At 73.6% G+C, this 17846-nt stretch carries 15 protein-coding genes; 3 read left to right on the forward strand and 12 right to left on the reverse strand.

The annotated features are described in order from the left end of the window. Nucleotides 1-664 precede the first annotated feature (664 nt). The 6 genes from cobT to ACIQUQ_RS23015 form a co-directional block, all read right to left on the reverse strand. Nucleotides 665-4129 (reverse strand): nicotinate-nucleotide--dimethylbenzimidazole phosphoribosyltransferase, encoded by a 3465-nt coding sequence (gene cobT, locus ACIQUQ_RS22990; RefSeq protein WP_403978765.1) that lies wholly within the window; start codon nt 4127-4129, stop codon nt 665-667. A gap of 339 nt (nt 4130-4468) precedes the next feature. After that, on the reverse strand, nt 4469-5671 hold the full coding sequence (gene cbiE, locus ACIQUQ_RS22995; RefSeq protein WP_403978767.1) for a precorrin-6y C5,15-methyltransferase (decarboxylating) subunit CbiE: 1203 nt from the start codon (nt 5669-5671) through the stop codon (nt 4469-4471). An 88-nt stretch (nt 5672-5759) separates the two neighbouring features. Beyond that, on the reverse strand, nt 5760-6398 hold the full coding sequence (locus ACIQUQ_RS23000; protein WP_399947629.1) for a GNAT family N-acetyltransferase: 639 nt from the start codon (nt 6396-6398) through the stop codon (nt 5760-5762). Nucleotides 6399-6586: 188 nt separating this feature from the next. Then, nucleotides 6587-7450, reverse strand: coding sequence for a MetQ/NlpA family ABC transporter substrate-binding protein (locus ACIQUQ_RS23005; protein WP_403978770.1), 864 nt, complete (start codon nt 7448-7450; stop codon nt 6587-6589). Nucleotides 7451-7529: 79 nt separating this feature from the next. Beyond that, complete coding sequence (locus ACIQUQ_RS23010; RefSeq protein WP_403978773.1) at nt 7530-8198, reverse strand: methionine ABC transporter permease; 669 nt, start codon at nt 8196-8198, stop codon at nt 7530-7532. After that, a complete protein-coding gene (locus tag ACIQUQ_RS23015; protein ID WP_403978775.1) occupies nt 8195-9262 on the reverse strand; it encodes a methionine ABC transporter ATP-binding protein in 1068 nt (355 codons plus the stop codon). The genes ACIQUQ_RS23010 and ACIQUQ_RS23015 overlap by 4 nt, the downstream gene beginning before the upstream one ends. Nucleotides 9263-9869: 607 nt before the next feature. On the opposite strand from ACIQUQ_RS23015, the gene ACIQUQ_RS23020 reads away from it, so the two are divergent. Both ACIQUQ_RS23020 and ACIQUQ_RS23025 read left to right on the forward strand, forming a co-directional pair. Further along, on the forward strand, nt 9870-10238 hold the full coding sequence (locus ACIQUQ_RS23020; RefSeq protein ID WP_403978778.1) for a hypothetical protein: 369 nt from the start codon (nt 9870-9872) through the stop codon (nt 10236-10238). Then, nucleotides 10231-10644, forward strand: a complete 414-nt coding sequence (locus ACIQUQ_RS23025; protein ID WP_399947639.1) for a hypothetical protein — start codon at nt 10231-10233, stop codon at nt 10642-10644. The genes ACIQUQ_RS23020 and ACIQUQ_RS23025 overlap by 8 nt, the downstream gene beginning before the upstream one ends. Before the next feature lie 37 nt (nt 10645-10681). On the opposite strand, the gene ACIQUQ_RS23030 is transcribed toward ACIQUQ_RS23025, so the two are convergent. From ACIQUQ_RS23030 to ACIQUQ_RS23040, 3 genes are all read right to left on the reverse strand, one after another. After that, nucleotides 10682-11191 carry a GNAT family N-acetyltransferase gene (locus tag ACIQUQ_RS23030; RefSeq protein WP_403978780.1) on the reverse strand — a complete coding sequence of 170 codons (510 nt, stop codon included), beginning with the start codon at nt 11189-11191 and terminating at the stop codon, nt 10682-10684. Nucleotides 11192-11228: 37 nt separating this feature from the next. After that, nucleotides 11229-11735 carry an RNA polymerase sigma factor gene (locus ACIQUQ_RS23035; RefSeq protein ID WP_403978783.1) on the reverse strand — a complete coding sequence of 169 codons (507 nt, stop codon included), beginning with the start codon at nt 11733-11735 and terminating at the stop codon, nt 11229-11231. Nucleotides 11736-11899: 164 nt separating this feature from the next. Continuing rightward, a complete protein-coding gene (locus ACIQUQ_RS23040) occupies nt 11900-13087 on the reverse strand; it encodes a glycerophosphodiester phosphodiesterase (RefSeq protein ID WP_403978786.1) in 1188 nt (395 codons plus the stop codon). Nucleotides 13088-13278: 191 nt separating this feature from the next. Here ACIQUQ_RS23040 and ACIQUQ_RS23045 point away from each other — a divergent pair, with 191 nt between their 5' ends. After that, nucleotides 13279-14013: a lysophospholipid acyltransferase family protein gene (locus ACIQUQ_RS23045; RefSeq protein WP_399947646.1), complete on the forward strand. Its 735-nt coding sequence runs from the start codon at nt 13279-13281 to the stop codon at nt 14011-14013. A gap of 57 nt (nt 14014-14070) precedes the next feature. On the opposite strand, the gene ACIQUQ_RS23050 is transcribed toward ACIQUQ_RS23045, so the two are convergent. From ACIQUQ_RS23050 to ACIQUQ_RS23060, 3 genes are all read right to left on the reverse strand, one after another. Next, a complete protein-coding gene (locus ACIQUQ_RS23050) occupies nt 14071-15555 on the reverse strand; it encodes a membrane-associated oxidoreductase (protein WP_403978789.1) in 1485 nt (494 codons plus the stop codon). Between the two features lie 137 nt (nt 15556-15692). Next, entirely contained in the window at nt 15693-17237 is a 1545-nt protein-coding gene (locus tag ACIQUQ_RS23055) for a DHA2 family efflux MFS transporter permease subunit (RefSeq protein ID WP_403978792.1), read from the reverse strand. Next, nucleotides 17234-17782 (reverse strand): TetR/AcrR family transcriptional regulator, encoded by a 549-nt coding sequence (locus ACIQUQ_RS23060; protein WP_403978795.1) that lies wholly within the window; start codon nt 17780-17782, stop codon nt 17234-17236. Before ACIQUQ_RS23060 ends, ACIQUQ_RS23055 begins: the two co-directional genes overlap by 4 nt. Nucleotides 17783-17846: the final 64 nt, after the last annotated feature.

Below are 17846 nucleotides of genomic sequence, written 5' to 3' on the forward strand. Positions count from 1 at the left end.
CCGGCGTTTGAGGCGCGGGGTCCGGGGCGGAGGACCGGTTTCGCTCCAGCCTCACCGGCGTTTGAGGCGCGGGGTCCGGGGCGGAGCCCCGGTTTCGCTCCAGCCTCGCCGGCGTTTGAGGCGCGGGGTCCGGGGCGGAGCCCCGGTTCGGGAAGGGGCGGGGTGGGGAAACGGCTCCGCGCAGCGGCAACGGCCCGCACCCCGCACGACGCCGCACCCAGCACGGACCGGCACCCCGGCGCAGAGCCGGGGTGTGGGAGCGAGCACCCGCGTGCGGGCCAGGGTCAGGGGCAGAGGCAGAGGCAGAGGCAGAGGCAGGACCCCAGCGGCGCCGGGCTCGGGCCGGCACCGGACCGGCCGGCGCCAAGCCGGGCCGGCCCTTGGCAGGCCGGCACCTGGCCGACCAGGGTCGGGCCCAGCCGGAATCACGCCTGGCCGGCCGGCACCGGGCCAGGAAGAGCCGGCCTGGCCCGGCACCCGGGCAGCCGGCATCGGGCGGGCCGGCACCGGGGTGCGCCGGTGCCGGGCCCGGCGGCACCGGACGTGCGCCAGTGTCGACCCCGGCGGCGCCGGACGTGGGCCGGTGTCGGGCGTCGGCGGCGCCGGGGGCCGGCCTGCAGCGGGCCGGCCGGCAGTGGGCCGGGCCCGTGTCGGGACGGCGCGGCTACTTTTCCGTGACGCCTGCCGAGTCGAAGGTGGCCACCTCGTGCATCGCGCGGGCCGCGCTCTGGACCAGCGGGAGGGCCAGCAGGGCGCCCGTGCCCTCGCCCAGGCGGAGGTCCAGGTCGACCAGCGGACGCAGACCCAGCTTGTTCAGGGCGGCCACGTGCCCCGGCTCGGCACTGCGGTGACCGGCGATGCACGCGGCCAGCGACTCGGGGGCGATGGCACGGGCCACCAGCGCCGCGGCACCGGCACTGACACCGTCCAGGATCACCGGCGTACGCAGCGACGCGCCGCCCAGCACCAGGCCGACCATCGCCGCGTGTTCCAGGCCGCCGATGGCGGAGAGGACGCCGATCGGGTCGGACGGATCCGGCTGGTGCAGTTCGAGCGCGCGGCGGACCACGTCGACCTTGCGGGCGTGCGTCTCGTCGTTGATGCCCGTGCCACGGCCCGTCACCTCGGCGGGGTCGACGCCCGTGAAGACCGAGATCAGGGCGGCCGACACGGTGGTGTTGGCGATGCCCATCTCACCGGTCAGCAGCGCCTTGTTGCCCGCCGCGACCAGGTCGCGGGCGGTCTCGATGCCGACCTCGATGGCCGCGACGGCCTCCTCGCGGGACATCGCGGGGCCGGCGGTCATGTCGGCGGTGCCGGGACGGACCTTGCGGGGCAGCAGGCCGGGGGTGGCCGGGAGGTCGCCGGCGACGCCGACGTCCACGACGCAGACCTCGGCGCCGACCTGGTTCGCGAAGGCGTTGCAGACCGCGCCGCCGCCCAGGAAGTTGGCGACCATCTGCGAGGTCACCTCCTGCGGCCAGGGGGTGACGCCCTGGGCGTGCACGCCGTGGTCACCGGCGAAGATCGCGACGGCGGCCGGCTCCGGGATCGGCGGCGGGCACATCCGGGACAGTCCGGACAGCTGCGCGGAGATGATCTCCAGCATGCCGAGGGCGCCCGCGGGCTTGGTCATCCGCTTCTGGCGCTCCCACGCCTCGCCGAGCGCCTTGGCGTCCAGCGGCCGGATGTTGCCGACCGTCTCGGAGAGCAGGTCGTGCGGCTCCTCGCCGGGCAGCGCGCGGCGCCCGTACGTCTCCTCGTGGACGACCCAGGACAGCGGACGGCGCTTGGACCAGCCGGCCTGCATCAGCTCGGGCTCGTCCGGGAACTCGTCGACGTACCCGACGCAGAGGTAGGCGACGACCTCCAGGTGCTCCGGGAGCCCCAGCGCGCGGACCATCTCGCGCTCGTCGAAGAAGCTGACCCAGCCGACGCCCAGGCCCTCGGCACGGGCGGCGAGCCAGAGGTTCTCCACGGCGAGCGCGGAGGAGTACGGGGCCATCTGCGGCTGCGTGTGGCGGCCGAGGGTGTGGCGGCCGCCGCGGGTCGGGTCGGCCGTGACGACGATGTTGACCGGGGTGTCGAGGATGGCCTCGATCTTCATTTCCTTGAACTGCTTGGCCCGGCCCTTGGGCAGCGACTTGGCGTAGGCCTCGCGCTGCCGGGTCGCCATCTCGTGCATGGTCCGCCGGGTGTCGGCGGAGCGGATCACGACGAAATCCCAGGGCTGGGAGTGGCCGACGCTGGGCGCGGTGTGGGCCGCCTCCAGGACGCGCAGCAGCACCTCGTGCGGGATCGGGTCGGTGCGGAAGCCGTTGCGGATGTCGCGGCGTTCGCGCATCACGCGCAGGACGGCCTCGCGCTCGGCGTCGGCGTAGCCGGGGGCCGGGGCGGGGCGGTCCGCGGGCTCGGCCTCGGCCTCGGCCTCGGTGGCAGGCTCCACGGCGGCGGCCTCGGTGGCGGGCTGCTCCGCGTCCTCGTCCGCGGCGGGGGCCGTGGGGGCCGCCTCGGCGGGAGCGGCCTCGGCCGGCTCCAGGGGCTCGGCGAACTCCGGCTCGGCGACGGGCAGGGGCAGGGGCACGGCCTCGGCGGCCACGGGCTGCTCGGCGACCGGCTCCGCGGGAACGGCTTCCGCGGGTACGACGGCCTCGGCCGGTACGGCGGGTTCCACCGGTACGACGGGCCCGGCGGCCGGGACCTGGACGGCGGCCGGCACGGCGCCGGAGACCAGGACGTCGGCCAGCACCGGCTCCGCGGGGGCGACGGGCGCCGGAGCGTCGAGGGGCTGCGGCACGGCTTCGGCGGCCACGGGCTGCACGGCCACCGGCTCGGCGGCCACGGGCTGCGGTACGACGGGCTCGGCCGCGGCGGGCACCTCGGCCACCGGCTCCGCGGGAACGGCTTCCGCCGGCGCGGCCTCGGGCTGCGCGGGCTCGGGCTGCGCGGCCTCGGGCTGCGCGGCCTCGACGCCTCCCGCCTCGGCCACGACGGCGGCCTCAGCGGGCTCCACGACGACGACCGGCGCTGCCGGGACCACGGGCTCGGCGGCCTGCGGTGCGACCGCCCCGGCCACGGGCTGCGCCGCGACGGCCGGCTGCACGACGACCGGCTCCGCCGCGACGGGCTCGGCGGCCGGCTCGGCGGCGCCCACGGCAACCGGCTCGGCGACGACCGGCGCACCGGCCGGTGCCTCCGCGGCGGCCTCGGTGCCGGCCTCCGGGACCGCAGCGGCCCCGGCCGGGACCGGCTCCGGAGCCGCGGGGGCCACCGGGGCCTCGGCGGGTGCGGCGGAGTCGGCCGGCTGCTCCGGCCCGGCGGCCGCGGCCACCGGGACGACCGTTTCTGCAGGGGCCGGGGATGCGTCGGGGGTGGCCGCCACGGGCTGCGGCGCGGCCACCGGGCCCTGCGCGGGCTCGGCCACGGGCGCCACCTGCGCGGCGCCGTCGCCCCAGGGCGCGCCGGCCTGCGGCGGGATCTCGCCGAGCTGCGGGCCGGGCAGCACCACGGACTCGGTGCGCGGGACGTCGAGGTACTCGGGGCCCGTGGTGGGCGGGCCGGGCTGCCGCACCGGTACGGGCGTGGGCTGGACGGCGACGGGCGGGACGGGCGGCACGGCGGCCGCCGGAGCCTCGGCCGGCGCGGCGGGGCCCCGGTCGGCGAGGGAGCGTACGAGACCGCCGGTGGCGTCCGGCACGGGCGGGCCCATGTGCAGCGGACGGCGTCCGGCGGCCGGGGCGCCGGGTGCGGCCGCCGGGGGGACGCGCACGCCCCCGAGGTCGACGTGGCCGGAATCGCGGCCCGCGGCCTCGTGCGCGCCCGCCTCGTAGGCCACGGCTCCCGTGTCGAAGGTGCCGGTCTCGAACACACCGGTCTCGAAGGTGCCCGTCTCGACGGTCTCCTGGACGAAGGGGTTCGGCGGCACGACCTGCGGGTCGCTCCAGGCGCCCTGCGCGCTCGGCATCAGCAGGATGTCGTCGTCCTCGGCGCCGTTGTCGGCGGGGTCGACGAAGGCGTAGGCACCGGGCACGGGGGTGTGCTGGTCGGCAGCGGGGATGCCGCCCTGCTGATCCACCATGCCCGCGTTCTCCGGGAAACCCTCGCCCGGAACCTGGCCGGTGTCAGTCATGCGTACCCCTCGCCCATCGGTTGTGCTTCTGCGATCAGCTCACCGGGCGCCCGATCGCGGCACACCCCGGCGCCCGTCATGAAGAACGAGCGGGTGCGCCGCGCGGCACGAACGCCCGCCGACTACTGAAGCATTGTCGCGTCCGTTCGCCGCCGTGACAGCCCTTGCCGCCACGGCCCGCTGTGGACTGCGCCACGTCGCGCGTCCCCTCCGGCCTCGCCGTACCACAAAAGGCGCCCAAGCGGGGCGCCTTCTCCGGACATTGGCGGACGATTCCGCCACACGGCCCAGTGCGGTACAACGATCGGCCAGCCTACCCCCCGTGGCGCGGCGTCAGGATCACGGGGCGCGGTCCACGCGTTCGGCCGCGAGCAGGAAGACGACGGACCGCTCGTGTTCCTCCCAGGTGCGGGTGTCGAGCCCGAGGGACTGGAGGAGTACGCACTCGACCGCGTACCCGCCCTCGGCCAGCGTGCGGCCGAGGCGCTCGGCCTCGTCGCGGGTGGCGGCGTGGGTGACGATCCGTTCGGGGCGGCGGTCGGCGCAGGCGGCGACCACCTCCGGTCCCCCGCCGCCGACGCGCACGACGTCGGGTTCGGGCAGGGCTTCGAGGACGTGCGGTGCCCGGCCCTGGACGGTCTGGACCTGTACGCCGCGCGCCCGGGCGGCGGCCGTTACGCGTTCGCAAGCGCGTGGGTCGGCGTCGATGGCGATGACGGCGGCGCCGAAGGCGGCGCAGTCGACGGCGAGGGCGCCGCTGCCGGTGCCGATGTCCCAGACGAGGTCGCCGGTGCGGGGGCCGAGCCGGGCGAGCTGGGCGGCGCGGAGCTGGGCGCCGCCGCCCTCGGTGGCGTCGGGTTCGGGGCGGGCCCAGCCGCGGTCGCGGGCGGAGCCGACGGTTCCGGCGAGCCAGCCGCCGTCGTGTCCGTCGACGCTGCCGGCGCCGCCGATGACGATGACGACGTTGGGGTCGCGCCAGCTGTGGTCGGCGGCCTTGTCCGAGGTGAGGACGGTGACCTGCTCGTTGGCGGTGCCGAGTTCCTCGCAGATGACGAAGGTGCGGTGGACGCCGTCGAGGAGGAGGGCGAGTTCGGCCGGTCCGGCGCCCGGTGAGGTGAGGACGGCCACCTTGGGGTGGGCGCGGCAGACGTTCACGGCGCGGCGGAGCGTACGGGGGTGGGCGACGACCACCCGGGCGTCGTCCCAGGGCATCCCGGCGCGGGCGAAGGCGGCGGCGACGGAGGAGACCGCCGGGACCACCTCGACCTCCAGGCCGTGCTCGGGGGCGCGGAGGGTGCGGACCACGCCGAAGAAGCCCGGGTCGCCGTCGGCGAGCACGACGGCGGTGCCGCGGTGGCCGGCGATGCGGCCGGCGGCGAGGCCGATGCTGCCGAGGCGGACGCGCTCGGCGGCGTCCGGGATCTCGGGGAGCGCCAGGTGGTGGGCGGCTCCGGCCACGAGGGTGGCGGCGGAGAGCGCGGAGCTGGCGGCCCTGGTGAGGGGCGAGCCGTCCCAGCCGATCACCGTGACGCGGTCGGCCATCGTCGTCAGTCTCCTTAGGTCCTCACCCCCGGCGGCTGCCGGTCCGTACCAACCGGCGCCAGCATCGTGAGACTACCTGGTCATCGGCTCAGTTCCAGTCGGTGTAACCGGCGTATCCGCCCGCGTCGACCATCCGGTCGTCGACGCCGTCGAGGTCCTCGGGCAGCAGGCTCCAGACGATGAGGTCGGTGCGGACCTCGGCCCAGCCGCCGTCCTGCGTCTGGGTGCGCACTATCCCCGCGTTGCGGAGCACGCCTTCACTGATGCAACCGATGCGCTGGGCGACCTGCTGGGAGGCGGTGTTGTCGGCCGCGGTGCGCAGTTCCAGGCGTTCGAACTTCTGGTCGCTGAAGAGCCACTGGGCGACGGCGAGGACGGACTCGCAGGCGTAGCCCTCGCCGCGGGCCCACGGCGCGGTGACGTAGCCGACCTCCGTGCTGCGGGTGCGCCAGTTCGTGTTGCGCAGGTGGACGTAGCCGACCAGGCGCTGGGTGAGGAACTCGGTGACGGCGAAGAGGATGCCGCGGCCCTCGGTGCGTTCGGCGGGCGCGTGCTGGAGGGTGCGGGCGCGGGCGTCCTCGGCGGTGTACGGGTGGGGGGCCGAGGTCCAGGCCGTGACGAGCTCGTCGTTCATCATCTCGGTGAACGCCATGACGTCGGCTTCCTCGAAGGGACGCATCACCAGCCGGTCGGTGCTGATCGAGACGTCCGGGAAGGTGGTAGTCATGCGCAGCTCCATGCCAGTGGGACCGGTTTCCGGGCCGTTTCCGTGTCGTAGGCGGCCAGTTGGGGGGACTCCTTGGCACAGCATGCAGCATCGGCCGGGAGAAGTGCATGGGCGGGTGTCCGCGTTGCGGACACCCGAAGGGCCCCGCGCGCCGGACGGCTGCGCGGGGCCCCTGAGGGACCGTCGGATCAGGCCTGGGGGGCGCCGAAGGCCGGGATGACCGAGCCGTCGTACTTGTCCTCGATGAACTTCTTGACCTCGGGGGAGTTCAGGAGCTTGGCGAGCTTCTGGACGCGCGGGTCGTTCTCGTTGCCCTTCTTCACCGCGAGGAAGTTGGCGTACGGGTTGCCCTCGGCCTTCTCCAGGACCAGGGCGTCCTTCGCGGGCTTGAGGTCGGCCTCCAGGGCGTAGTTGCCGTTGATGACCGCGGCGTCGACGTCGTTCAGGGCGCGCGGGACCGTGGCGGCCTCCAGCTCCTTGAACTCCAGGCCCTTCTTGTCGGTGATGTCGGAGAGCTTGGCGGAGGTGCCGACGCCGTCCTTCAGCGTGATCAGGCCGTTGGCGGCGAGCAGCTGGAGGGCGCGGCCCTCGTTGGTGGTGTCGTTGGGGACGGCGATGGTCTGGCCGGCCTTGATGTCCTTGAGGCCCTTGACCTTCTTGGAGTAGAGGCCCAGGGGCTCCAGGTGCACGTCGACGACCGGGACGATGGTCGTGCCGTTCTTGGCGTTGAAGTCGTCCAGGTACGGCTTGTGCTGGAAGTAGTTGGCGTCGACCTGGCCCTGCTGGGTGGCGGTGTTGGGCAGGACGTAGTCCGTGAACTCCTTCACCTCCAGGTCGAGGCCGGCCTTCTTCGCCAGGTTGTCCTTGACGAAGTTCAGGACGTCGGCGTGCGGGCTCGGGGAGGCCGCGACGACGAGGGGCTTGGACGCGGCGTCCTTGCCGCCGTCGGCCTTCGAGGAGGCCGGGTCGGAGGAGGTGCCGCAGGCGGTGAGGCCGAGGGCGATCGCGGCGGTGGCGGCAGCGGCGGCGGTGAGCTTGATGTTCTTGCGCACGAAGAGTGCCTCTTTCTTGGTGGTGCTGACTGCGCCCGAGCACAACGAGTGCGGGCTGGGGGGGAGGGAGGTCTGTGGGTCAGGCGGTCCGGCCGCGGCGGGCGAGCAGGCGTACCGCCACGTCGCCGACGAGCTGGATGACCGTGACGATGGCGATCAGGACCACGACGGTCGCGATCATGAAGCCGGTCTCGAAGCGCTGGAAGCCGTACGTGATGGCCTTGGAGCCCAGGCCCTCGCCGCCGACCGCGCCGGCCATGGCGGAGTAGCCGACCAGGGTGATCACGGTGGTGGTGACGCCGGCGACCAGGGAGGGCAGGGCCTGCGGGAGGAACACCTTCCAGACCAGCGTGGGGACGCCGCCGCCCATGGACTGGACGGCCTCGACCAGTCCGTGGTCGACCTCGCGGACCGCGGTCTCGACGAGGCGGGCGAAGAAGGGGATGGCGCCGATGGCCAGCGGCACGATCATCGCGGTGGGGCCGATGAAGGTGCCGACGACGAAGGTGGTCACCGGGATCAGGAAGATCAGCAGGATGATGAACGGCAGCGAGCGGCCGATGTTCACGATCACGCCGATGATCTTGTTGAGGATCCGGTTCCGGAGGAGTCCGCCCTTGTCGGTGAGGACGAGGAGGATGCCCAGCGGCAGGCCGCCCGCGACGGTGACCAGGGTGGACCACAGCACCATGTAGAGGGTGTCGTAGGTTCCCTGGGTCAGCAGGGGCTGCATCTCCGACCAGCTCACTTGGCACCTTCCTTGACCAGCGCGCGGCCGGCGGTCCGGACGCCGGCGTCGACGGCGGCGTCCTCGTCCACGATGTCCACCTGCAGGCCCCGCTCGCGCAGGAAGCCGACGGGCACGACGTTGTCCTCGTAGCGGCCGGGCAGCTCGATCCGCATGCGGCCGATCTGCCTGCCGGCGACGGTGTCCATCGCGGCGCCGAGGATCGAGATGTCGATGTTGTACGTACGGGAGAGCTGGGAGATCACCGGCTGCGTGGCGGCCTCGCCGTGGAAGGTGACGTCCACGACGGTGCGGTCGGCGCCGGTGGCGGCGCCGCTGACCGGGAACAGTTCCGCGGCGAGCTCCGAGCCGGGGGTGGCCAGCAGTTCGGAGACGGTGCCGGACTCGACGATCCGGCCGCGCTTCATGAGGGCGGCGGAGTCGCAGATGCTCTTGACCACGTCCATCTCGTGCGTGATCAGCAGGACGGTCAGGCCGAGCTGCCGGTTCAGGTCGCGCAGGAGCTGGAGGATCGAGCGGGTGGTCTCGGGGTCCAGGGCGCTGGTTGCCTCGTCGGAGAGGAGCACCTTGGGGTCGCCGGCCAGGGCGCGGGCGATGCCGACGCGCTGCTTCTGGCCGCCGGAGAGCTGGCCGGGGTAGGCCTTGGCCTTGTCGGCCAGGCCCACGAGGTCGAGGAGTTCCAGCGCCTTGCGGGAGCGCTCGCGGCCGGAGACGCCCAGGATCTCCAGGGGCAGCTCGATGTTGGCGGCGACGGTGCGGGAGGACAGCAGGTTGAAGTGCTGGAAGACCATGCCGATGCGGCTGCGGGCCTCGCGGAGCTCCTTGCCGGCGCGGCGGGTGCCGCCGGCGAGGGCGGTGAGGTCCGTCCCGTCGACGGTGACGGTGCCGGAGGTGGGGCGCTCCAGCAGGTTCACGCAGCGGATCAGGGAGGACTTGCCGGCGCCGCTCTGGCCGATGACTCCGTAGACCTCGCCCTCGCGGACGTGCAGGTCGACGCCGTCCAGGGCGGTGACCTCGCGGCCACGGGACTGGTAGACCTTCGTGAGGCCCGATGTGGTGATCACAGGAATTCCGTCGCTGTCGAGTGCGCGGCGCGGGCGTGCCGGGCACGGGGCAAACATCTGGGGCGCGAAACGGGCTGGACCGGGAGGAACCGGTGGGCAGCGCGTGCGCGGGGCAGGAGCCGGTCCGTGCTGGGTTCAGCGGGCGGACGGGCTCGGCCGGGTCTCGCTTCGGGGCGCGAGGCTCAGGAAAGGGGCCCTCAGAAGGCGCACATTCGACACATACAACGAGCACCGGGCGTCATCATCGCCTCGGTCGCAAGGGTGCGGCTGCTCGTCGTGGTCATGGGCATCAGTAAAGCAGACAAGTCCCCGGACCGATCACGACTGTCCGTATAGCGGACAGAATCCGGCCGCATAACGGACAGGACGGGGCAGTCCCAGCCCTTCGTCCCGGCCTCCGGGCCACCCGCCGTGACCTGCACGGACATGGCCGGAAGGACCCTCACGACCCGGTCCGCGACGAGCACGCGCGGGAGGGTGCGTTGTGGTCAAGGCCACGGACCGCATGCGGGGGTGCGGAAGGTCGTGCCCTCCCGGAGACCCGGGCCGGAAGCCCGGGCCGGGGGCCCGGCGCATCGGGTCTTTCGGCCCGTAATACCCTCGCTGCATGCTCGACGCCCTCACCCTCACCCTCGGCGTGGCCGCGCTGGCCCTGGCCGTGTGGTGCGGCCACGCCGCGTACAAGGACCAGCCGACCAAGGACTGGCACTTCATCGGCATGGCCGTGGTGACCGTGCTGGCCCTGGCCCAGCTGGTCATCGGCGCGGTGCGGCTGTTCCAGGGCGCGGAGCCCGACGAAGGCGGCGTGATCTTCGTGGCGTACCTGGTCGGCGCCTTCGCCGCGGTCCCTGCCGCCGGGTTCCTGTCGCTGTCCGAGCGGACCAAGTGGGGCTCGGTGACGGTCGCCGCGGGCGCGGTGGTCCTCGCCGTCCTCGAAGTACGGCTCACCGACATCTGGGGAGGCACCGGTGCCTGAGACGGCCGAGGTCACGAACGGGCGCCGGCGGCTGGTCTCCGGCCCCGGGCTGCTGCTGGTCTGGCTGTACGGGGTGATGGTGGTGGGCGCGCTGTCGCGGTCCGTCTACCAGATCTCCACCGAGTTCGACCGGGCCCCGCTGGCCTACTCGCTCTCCGCCGTGGCCGCGCTCGTGTACGCCTTCATCACCTATTCCCTGGTGCGGGGCGGCGAGAAGGCCCGCAGGGCGGCGCTGGTGTGCTGCGCCGCCGAGCTGGCCGGCGTGCTGGTGGTCGGCGCGTGGACGCTGGTGGACCCGGCCGCCTTCCCCGACGCGACCGTGTGGTCGGACTTCGGGATGGGCTACCTGTTCATCCCGGTGGTCCTGCCGGTCACCGGGATGCTCTGGCTGCGCGCCCGGCGCTGAGCGCGGGGCGCGCGTACCGGAGCGGGGCTCGTGGGGCTCAGGCGCTGACTGCGTAGCTCCCGGGCTCCTTCGCGGCCTCCTTCTCCAGGACGATCAGGCGTACGCCGTCCTCGCCGGTGCGGTCGCCGACCGGTACGTACCCGGCGCGCCGGTACAGCCGGAGGTTGCCCTCGCTGCGGTGGCCGGTGAACAGCTGGTACTTCACGGTGCCCGAGCGGCCGGCCAGCGCGTCCTCGACGGCGTTCAGCAGCCGCGCGCCCAGGCCGTGGCCCTGCAGGCGGGGGTGGACGCAGAGCTTGCCGATCCGGCCGGTGCCCTCCTCGGCCGCGGCGCCGCGGACCATGCCGACCACCTCGTCGCCGAGCCGGGCCACCAGCACGCAGTCCGCGGCGAGCTCGGCCCTGACCGAGTCGAGGGACTGGACGAGCGGCTGGATGCGGTAGTTGCCGTAGAGCTCCGCCTCGCTCTGGAAGCACAGGTACTGGAGTCTGAAGATCTGCTCGGCATCGTCCGCGTCCGCCGCAGAGATGGTCACACTCATGCCCATGTGCGCATGCCTCCCGCTCACCAGGTAGCCCGTCGGTCTACCGCTCCATTCCCCGGAGTTCAGGAGCCGCAACCTCTGCCGCCAGCATTCTGCGCAGACATCCCAGGCAACGGGAACGAACGGGCCCAAGACTTCCTTGTGAGATACCCAACTCGCCTGCGATTTCGCGGTAGGTGAGGTCCCTGGGCGACAGAAGCGCCCGTAACAGCTCCGGGCACCTTCCCGGCAGACGGGCGACGGCCGACCGGAGCACCCGCTGCTCCTCCCCCTCCAGGGCGGCCCGCTCCGGCGAGCTCTCGCCGCCGGGGGCGAGGGCCGCGTACGGCACCTCGCGCAGGGCCCGGCGGCGGGCCGCGCGCGCCTCGGCCCGGACGGCCCGGCGCAGCCAGCGGGCTGCCTCGGGGGTGCGGCCTGCGGCGGTGTCCCGCTCCAGCAGGCGCAGCCAGACCGCCTGTTCCAGGTCTGCGGGGTCGACCCCGGCGGCGGGGGCCTCGGCGGCCGCCTCCGCGGAGAGCAGGGGGCCGAGTTCGGTTACCAGGTCCATGCCCGGGGGACGGGCGGGCCGTGGCCGGCGGTTTCGCCTCCGGCCATGGCTCACCCGTACGAGAGGTTCCGCCCCGCGGTTGACGGCGCGCGGGGCGGGCGGAACGTTCCGGCGGACGGGCGCTCCCGAGGCGGGGAGGCCCGGCCTGATCCGAAAGGCACGGACTAGCGGCCGGTGAAGTCCGCGGCGGCCAGCAGGGCGGTGTCCGGCTGGTCGGTGAAGATGCCGTCGATGCCCTGCGCGAAGTACGTGCGCAGGGCGCCGAAGACGTCGCCGTACGCGGTGGAGTCGGTGCCCCTGCGGAAGTCCGCCGGGAGGAACTGGTTCTCGTTGCGCGCCGTGTAGGGGTGCAGGACCAGGCCGCGCGCGTGCGCGTCCCGCACCAGCGTGGTCGGCGTGCCCAGGCGGCCGGCGGCGTCGCGCGGGATGACCAGGTCGAGGGTGGGGCCGATGCCCTGCGCGAAGCCGGCGATCCACTTCAGGCCCTCGGGCGTGACCAGGTCCGCCACGGTGCGCGGGTCCCCGGCCTGCTCGAAGTCCCAGGGCCGGGAGGCGGCCGAGGACAGCAGCACCACGCGCGGGGAGTCGACCAGGCGGCCCAGCCGCTGGATGCTGGAGGGCTCGAAGGACTGCAGGAACACCGCGGAGTCGCGGCGGTCGCGCCCGTACCGGCGCAGCAGCCGCGCGAGCGGCTCCTCCAGGCCGAGGCCGAGGCCGCGGAAGTAGCTGGGGTGCTTGGTCTCGACGTGCAGCCAGACCTCCCGGCCCCGGCGGCGGCCCTCGCGGCGGGCCCAGCGCAGCACCTCCTCGAAGGTGGGCACGGCCCAGCGGCCGTCGTAGAGGGTGTTCCGCTGCCGGACGGCCGGGATGCGCTCCTTGGCGTGCAGGGTCTTCAGCTCGGCGAGCGTGAAGTCCTCGGTGAACCAGCCGGTGACGGCCACGCCGTCGACGGTCTTGGTGGTGCGGCGGCCGGCGAACTCCGGGTGGTCCGCGACGTCGGTGGTCCCGCCGATCTCGTTCTCGTGCCGGCACACCAGGTGCCCGTCCTTGGTGGGGACCAGGTCCTGCTCGATCACGTGCGCGCCCAGGTCCAGGGCCAGCTGGTACGAGCCGAGGGTGTGCTCGGGCCGGTAGCCGCTCGCACCCCGGTGGCCGATGACCGTGGGCACCGGCAGCCGCCGGTAGCCGCCCTCGCCCCCGTGCCCGGCCGCCGCCCCGGCGCCCGCGGGGGCGGGGGTGCCGGAGGCCGTCGCGGCCGCGGCCGCGGCGGGCGCCAGGCCCACGGCGGTCCCCCCGGCGGCGAGCACCGCCGCGCCCAGCACGCTGCGGCGCGCCGTCCCTCCCTGCGTCATGAGTGCTCCTCACCTCGGTGGGGCCCTGTGCCCCGGGATCTCCGGGGCCCCTGGGGCCCGAATCGGTGCGGCGATGGTAGGCAGCGGCCCCTTACATCGGGGCGATCCCGGCCGGAACATGGCGGAAACACGCGTCAACACTGCGTATCCGATCTGTGAACCCGATGTGCGATCAGCGCGGAGCCGCGAGTATGGTCCTCACCTGCACTGACTTCGTGCCGTGCAAGAACCGCTCACGACGCCGGAGGGCTCTGTTGTCCCGTTTCGCGCTGATCAGGGGATCTCTTCGACCGCTCCTGCGCCTGATGTTCCGCCCCCAGGTGGAGGGCGTGGAGAACATTCCGGGCACCGGCCCGGTCATCCTCGCGGGCAACCACCTCACGTTCATCGACTCGATGATCCTCCCGCTGGTCTGCGAGCGGCAGGTGTGCTTCATCGGCAAGGACGAGTACGTCACCGGCAAGGGCCTCAAGGGCCGCCTGATGGCCTGGTTCTTCACGGGCGTCGGCATGATCCCGGTGGACCGCGACGGCGCGAACGGCGGGGTCGCCGCCCTGATGACGGGCCGCCGCATCCTGGAGGAGGGCCGGATCTTCGGCATCTACCCCGAGGGCACCCGCTCCCCCGACGGCCGCCTGTACCGCGGCCGCACCGGCATCGCCCGGCTGACCCTGATGACCGGCGCGCCGGTCGTCCCGTTCGCGATGATCGGCACCGACAAGCTCCAGCCGGGCGGCGCGGGCCTGCCGCGCCCGGGCAAGGTCACCGTCCGGTTCGGCGAGCCGATGGAGTTCTCCCGGTACGAGGGCATGGACCGGGACCGCTACGTGCTGCGCGCCGTCACCGACTCGGTGATGTCCGAGGTCATGCGCCTCTCGGGCCAGGAGTACGTCGACATGTACGCGACGAAGGCCAAGGCGGCCTGACCCGCACCGTCCGTCGAGGAGGGCCGGATCCCCGCGGGGGTCCGGCCCTCCTCGCGTTCACTGGCGGCTCAGTGACCGGGTGATGCCCGCGGCGATAGTGGTGGCGAGGGTCCAGCCGGTGACGATCAGCAGGTACGAGAGCCACTGCTGCCACCCGCGGGGCGCGAAGGCCGCCTCCTGCCCGAAGCCGATGATCGGCAGCAGCAGGTCCAGGGTGTAGAAGGCCGGGTTGAACTCGGGGGCCTCCCCCGGTTTGAGGGGCGGCGGGGTGCGGACGGCGAAGGCCAGCGAGCCGACGAGCAGCAGGGCGGCCAGCCAGCCGGCCGCCCGCATCGGCCGGAACCCGTAGCCGACCGTGGCGTCCTGGAGGTGGCCCCACAGCCGGGCGAACCGGGGCAGCGTGTGGCGGTGGCGGCGGAGCTTGGCGAGCTGGACGGTACGGGCGGCCGCCTCGTCCCCCGCCGTGCGGTAGGCGGCGGCGAGCTGCTCGTAGGCGTACGGCAGGTAGCCCGTGTCGTCGCGTTCGAGGAGCGGCAGCCGTTCCTCGGGAGGACGGTGCGGTGCCAGCGTGCGGTAGGTCAGGCCGTCGAGGCGGACGCGCTCGGGCCACGCGGCGGGCGGGGCGTGGAGCACGTCGAACTGGGAGCGGCGCAGGTTGACGATGCCCTTGACGGGCTCGGCATCGCGCAGCCACAGCTCGCCGACGTCGGCGCTGCTGATCCGCAGGGCCTGGCCGCCCGGGTTGGACAGGACGGCGCGGTGCAGGTCGAGCTGGCCGGGTATCCGGGCGCCCTTGAGGTCGACCCGGCCCTCGGCCCGGATGTCCTTGGCGGACAGGTCGGTGCCGACGGACAGGGTCTCGGCGTGGATGGCGCTGCCGCCGGGGTTGGAGAACGAACCGCCGTCGAGGAGCACCCGGCCGGTCACGGTGGTGCCGTTGAGCAGGAACCGGCCGTGCACCGTGAGGCGCTTGGCCCGGATGTCGGTGCCGACGGTCGTGTGGTTGAGCAGCAGGCTGGTGGGCTGGGACTCGTCGCCCCGGAGGGAGGCTCCGGGGGTGCCGATCACGGCGTCGTTCAGGAAGATCCCGCCGCCGATGCGCGCCCCGGAGAGCTTGAGCTGGCCGGTGACGCGGCAGCAGGAGAGCCGGAAGTACACCTCCAGGTCGAGGTTGGAGGCCTCCAGACCGGGGAGGACGGAATCGGTGAGGACCAGGGCCCGCATCCGGGCCGCGTAGAGGTCGGGCTCCGCCTCGAAGTGGCACGAGCGCAGGCGTACGGGCTGGTCGATCACGGCGTACTTCAGGCGCAGGGTGCCGGTGATCCGGGCGCCGTGGAGGTTGAGGCCGGCGGCGGCACCCTCCTGAGTCGGGGCCGTGAGGAGCAGGGACCGCAGGACCTCGGCCCTGATGGTCCGCTCGGGACCCCAGGAGGCGCCGGCGGCCGGGTCCTCTTCGGCGCCCTCGCGGAAGTCCACGGGCTCGTCGAGCGGGAACGCCTGCCAGACGCGGCGTTCCGCGGGGGTCAGGTCGGTGATCTCCACCAGCCGGATCGTGCCGGGCCCATGATCACAATGTCAACCGGGGCCGGAGGGAACCGGCCTGGCGGGGCGTCAGCCCCGGCCGGCCGGTTCCCTCCGTGACGTCGTTCCCCGGGAGAGAGGTCGCTCTCCCGGTCGCGTCAGTGCTCGACGCCGTCCGCCAGCTTCTGGCCCCGCAGCAGGAACCAGGCCGCCACGGCGGTGGCCAGCAGCACCGCCGCGCCGACGCCGGAGGCCATCCGCAGGCCCTCCACGAAGGCGTCCTGCGCGGCCGTGGTGACCGCCGCGGCCGTGGCGTCCGGCAGGGTCTTGGCCGCCTCGACGGCGCCGCCGAGCGAGTCGTGGGCAGCCCGGGCGACGTCGGCCGGCACCTCGGCCGGGACCTGGAAGCCCCGGTAGACGCCGGTGACGATCGAGCCGAGCAGGGCGATGCCGAGGGCGGCGCCCAGCTCGTACGCGGTCTCCGAGACGGCGGAGGCCGAACCGGCCTGCTCCTTGGGCACGCTGGACAGGATCACGTCGGCGGTCACCGTGAAGGAGAAGCCGGCGCCGACGCCGACCACCAGCAGCGCCGCACCCAGCACCGGGTAGCCGCTGTGGGCGTCGATCAGGGTCAGGGTGCCGAGCGCGAGGCCGATGCCGGCCAGGCCGGCGGTGACCACGGACCGCACCGAGTACCGGCGGGCCACCCGGCCCGCGAGCAGACCGGTGGCCACGGCGCCGATGGCGGCGGGCAGTTCGGCCAGACCGGCCTCCAGCGGCTGCCGGCCCTGCACCAGCTGGAGGAACTGGGAGAGGAAGAAGACCAGTCCGGACAGGCCGAACACGGTGAGCAGGTCGGCCAGCACGGCGCCGGAGAACCCGCGGTGGCGGAAGAGCCGCATGTCGAGCAGCGGCGCCGGGAGGGTCAGCTGGCGGCGTACGAAGGCCCAGAGCGCGCCCGCGCCGATCAGCGCGGCGGCGAGGACCTGGCCGTTCAGGCCGTGGCCGGCGGCCTCCTTGACGGCGTAGACCAGGCCGATGATGCCGACCAGCGACAGGGCGACGCTGAGCAGGTCCCAGGGCCCGGCGACGGCGTTCTTCGACTCGGGGAGCAGCTTGGCGCCGACGAGCACGAGGACGGCCATGACCGGCAGGTTGATCAGGAAGACCGAGCCCCACCAGAAGTGCTCCAGCAGGAACCCGCCGACGACCGGGCCGACGGCCGCGCCGGCGGACGCGGCGGCGCCCCAGATGCCGATGGCGAGGCTGCGCTCCTTGGGGTCGTGGAAGATGTTGCGGATCAGCGCGAGGGTGGAGGGCATCAGGGTGGCGCCCGCCACGCCGAGCAGGGCCCGCGCGACGATCATCATCTCGGGGGTGGTGGCGTACGCGTTGAGCACGGAGACCGCGCCGAACGCGACGGCTCCGGTCAGCAGCAGCTTCTTGCGGCCGATGCGGTCGCCGAGGCTGCCCATGGAGACGAGCAGACCGGCGATGACGAACGAGTAGACGTCACCGATCCACAGGAGCTGGGCGCCGGAGGGCTTGAGGTCCTCGCTGAGGAAGGGCGTCGCGAGACCGAGTACCGTGGCGTCGACCGCCACCAGCAGCACGGCCAGCACGAGCACGGAGAGCGCGAGCCAGCGGCCGGGGCTCCTCACCTCCGGGCCTTCCACTGCTCGCAGCTGTTCTGTACTGGTCATCTCTCACTCCGTCGTACGCCACCGAGCAGCAGCTCGGTGACCATGTGTTGGAAATCCTTGGCGGCGACCCGGCCGTCCATCACGGACCAGGCGCAGGCGCCGACGAGGCCGTAGAGGGCCTCGGTCAGCCAGGCGGGGCTGAGGTCGATCCGGATGTCGCCCTCGTCCTGGCCGCGCCGGAAGAGCGCGGAGACGCGGGCGTCGAGCCGGGCCCATCCCTCGTTGACCTGGTCGCCCTCGAACAGCTGGTTCTCGGTGACGAGGAAGGCCAGCAGCTGGGCGTTGGGCTCGGATTCGGCGACCAGGCGGCGGAGCGCGTCCACCGCGCTGCCCTCGTCGAGGCGCGCCCGGTCGAAGGCCTGCTCGAACTCCCGGATGCCGAGTTCCTCAAGGGCCCTGACCAGCGCGTCGCGCCCGGCGAAGTGCCGGTGCAGCGTGGCGCGGCCGATGCCGGCGGCCTTCGCCACCTCGTCCATCGTCGCGGTCGACTTGCGGGCAAGCAGGGCGGCCGCGTCGCGGAGCACCTGGTCACGATCCATGGCCATGAGACAACCATAACCCATGTGAGACATCAATGTCTCATTTTATTGGATGGCGGGTCCCAGGAGA

Origin of the sequence: Streptomyces sp. NPDC101118 (assembly GCF_044759445.1) — a bacterium.
Taxonomy (GTDB): domain Bacteria; phylum Actinomycetota; class Actinomycetes; order Streptomycetales; family Streptomycetaceae; genus Streptomyces.

Bases quoted from the DNA above. Each gene is read 5' to 3' on its own strand.
- ACIQUQ_RS23055 (WP_403978792.1), bottom strand. From the start codon at position 17,237: ATGACCAGTACAGAACAGCTGCGAGCAGTGGAAGGCCCGGAGGTGAGG.
- ACIQUQ_RS23060 (WP_403978795.1), bottom strand. From the start codon at position 17,782: ATGGCCATGGATCGTGACCAGGTGCTCCGCGACGCGGCCGCCCTGCTT.
- ACIQUQ_RS23040 (WP_403978786.1), bottom strand. From the start codon at position 13,087: ATGACGCAGGGAGGGACGGCGCGCCGCAGCGTGCTGGGCGCGGCGGTG.
- ACIQUQ_RS23020 (WP_403978778.1), top strand. From the start codon at position 9,870: ATGCTCGACGCCCTCACCCTCACCCTCGGCGTGGCCGCGCTGGCCCTG.
- ACIQUQ_RS23035 (WP_403978783.1), bottom strand. From the start codon at position 11,735: ATGGACCTGGTAACCGAACTCGGCCCCCTGCTCTCCGCGGAGGCGGCC.
- cobT (WP_403978765.1), bottom strand. From the start codon at position 4,129: ATGACTGACACCGGCCAGGTTCCGGGCGAGGGTTTCCCGGAGAACGCG.
- ACIQUQ_RS23045 (WP_399947646.1), top strand. From the start codon at position 13,279: ATGGTCCTCACCTGCACTGACTTCGTGCCGTGCAAGAACCGCTCACGA.
- ACIQUQ_RS23000 (WP_399947629.1), bottom strand. From the start codon at position 6,398: ATGACTACCACCTTCCCGGACGTCTCGATCAGCACCGACCGGCTGGTG.
- ACIQUQ_RS23030 (WP_403978780.1), bottom strand. From the start codon at position 11,191: ATGGGCATGAGTGTGACCATCTCTGCGGCGGACGCGGACGATGCCGAG.
- cbiE (WP_403978767.1), bottom strand. From the start codon at position 5,671: ATGGCCGACCGCGTCACGGTGATCGGCTGGGACGGCTCGCCCCTCACC.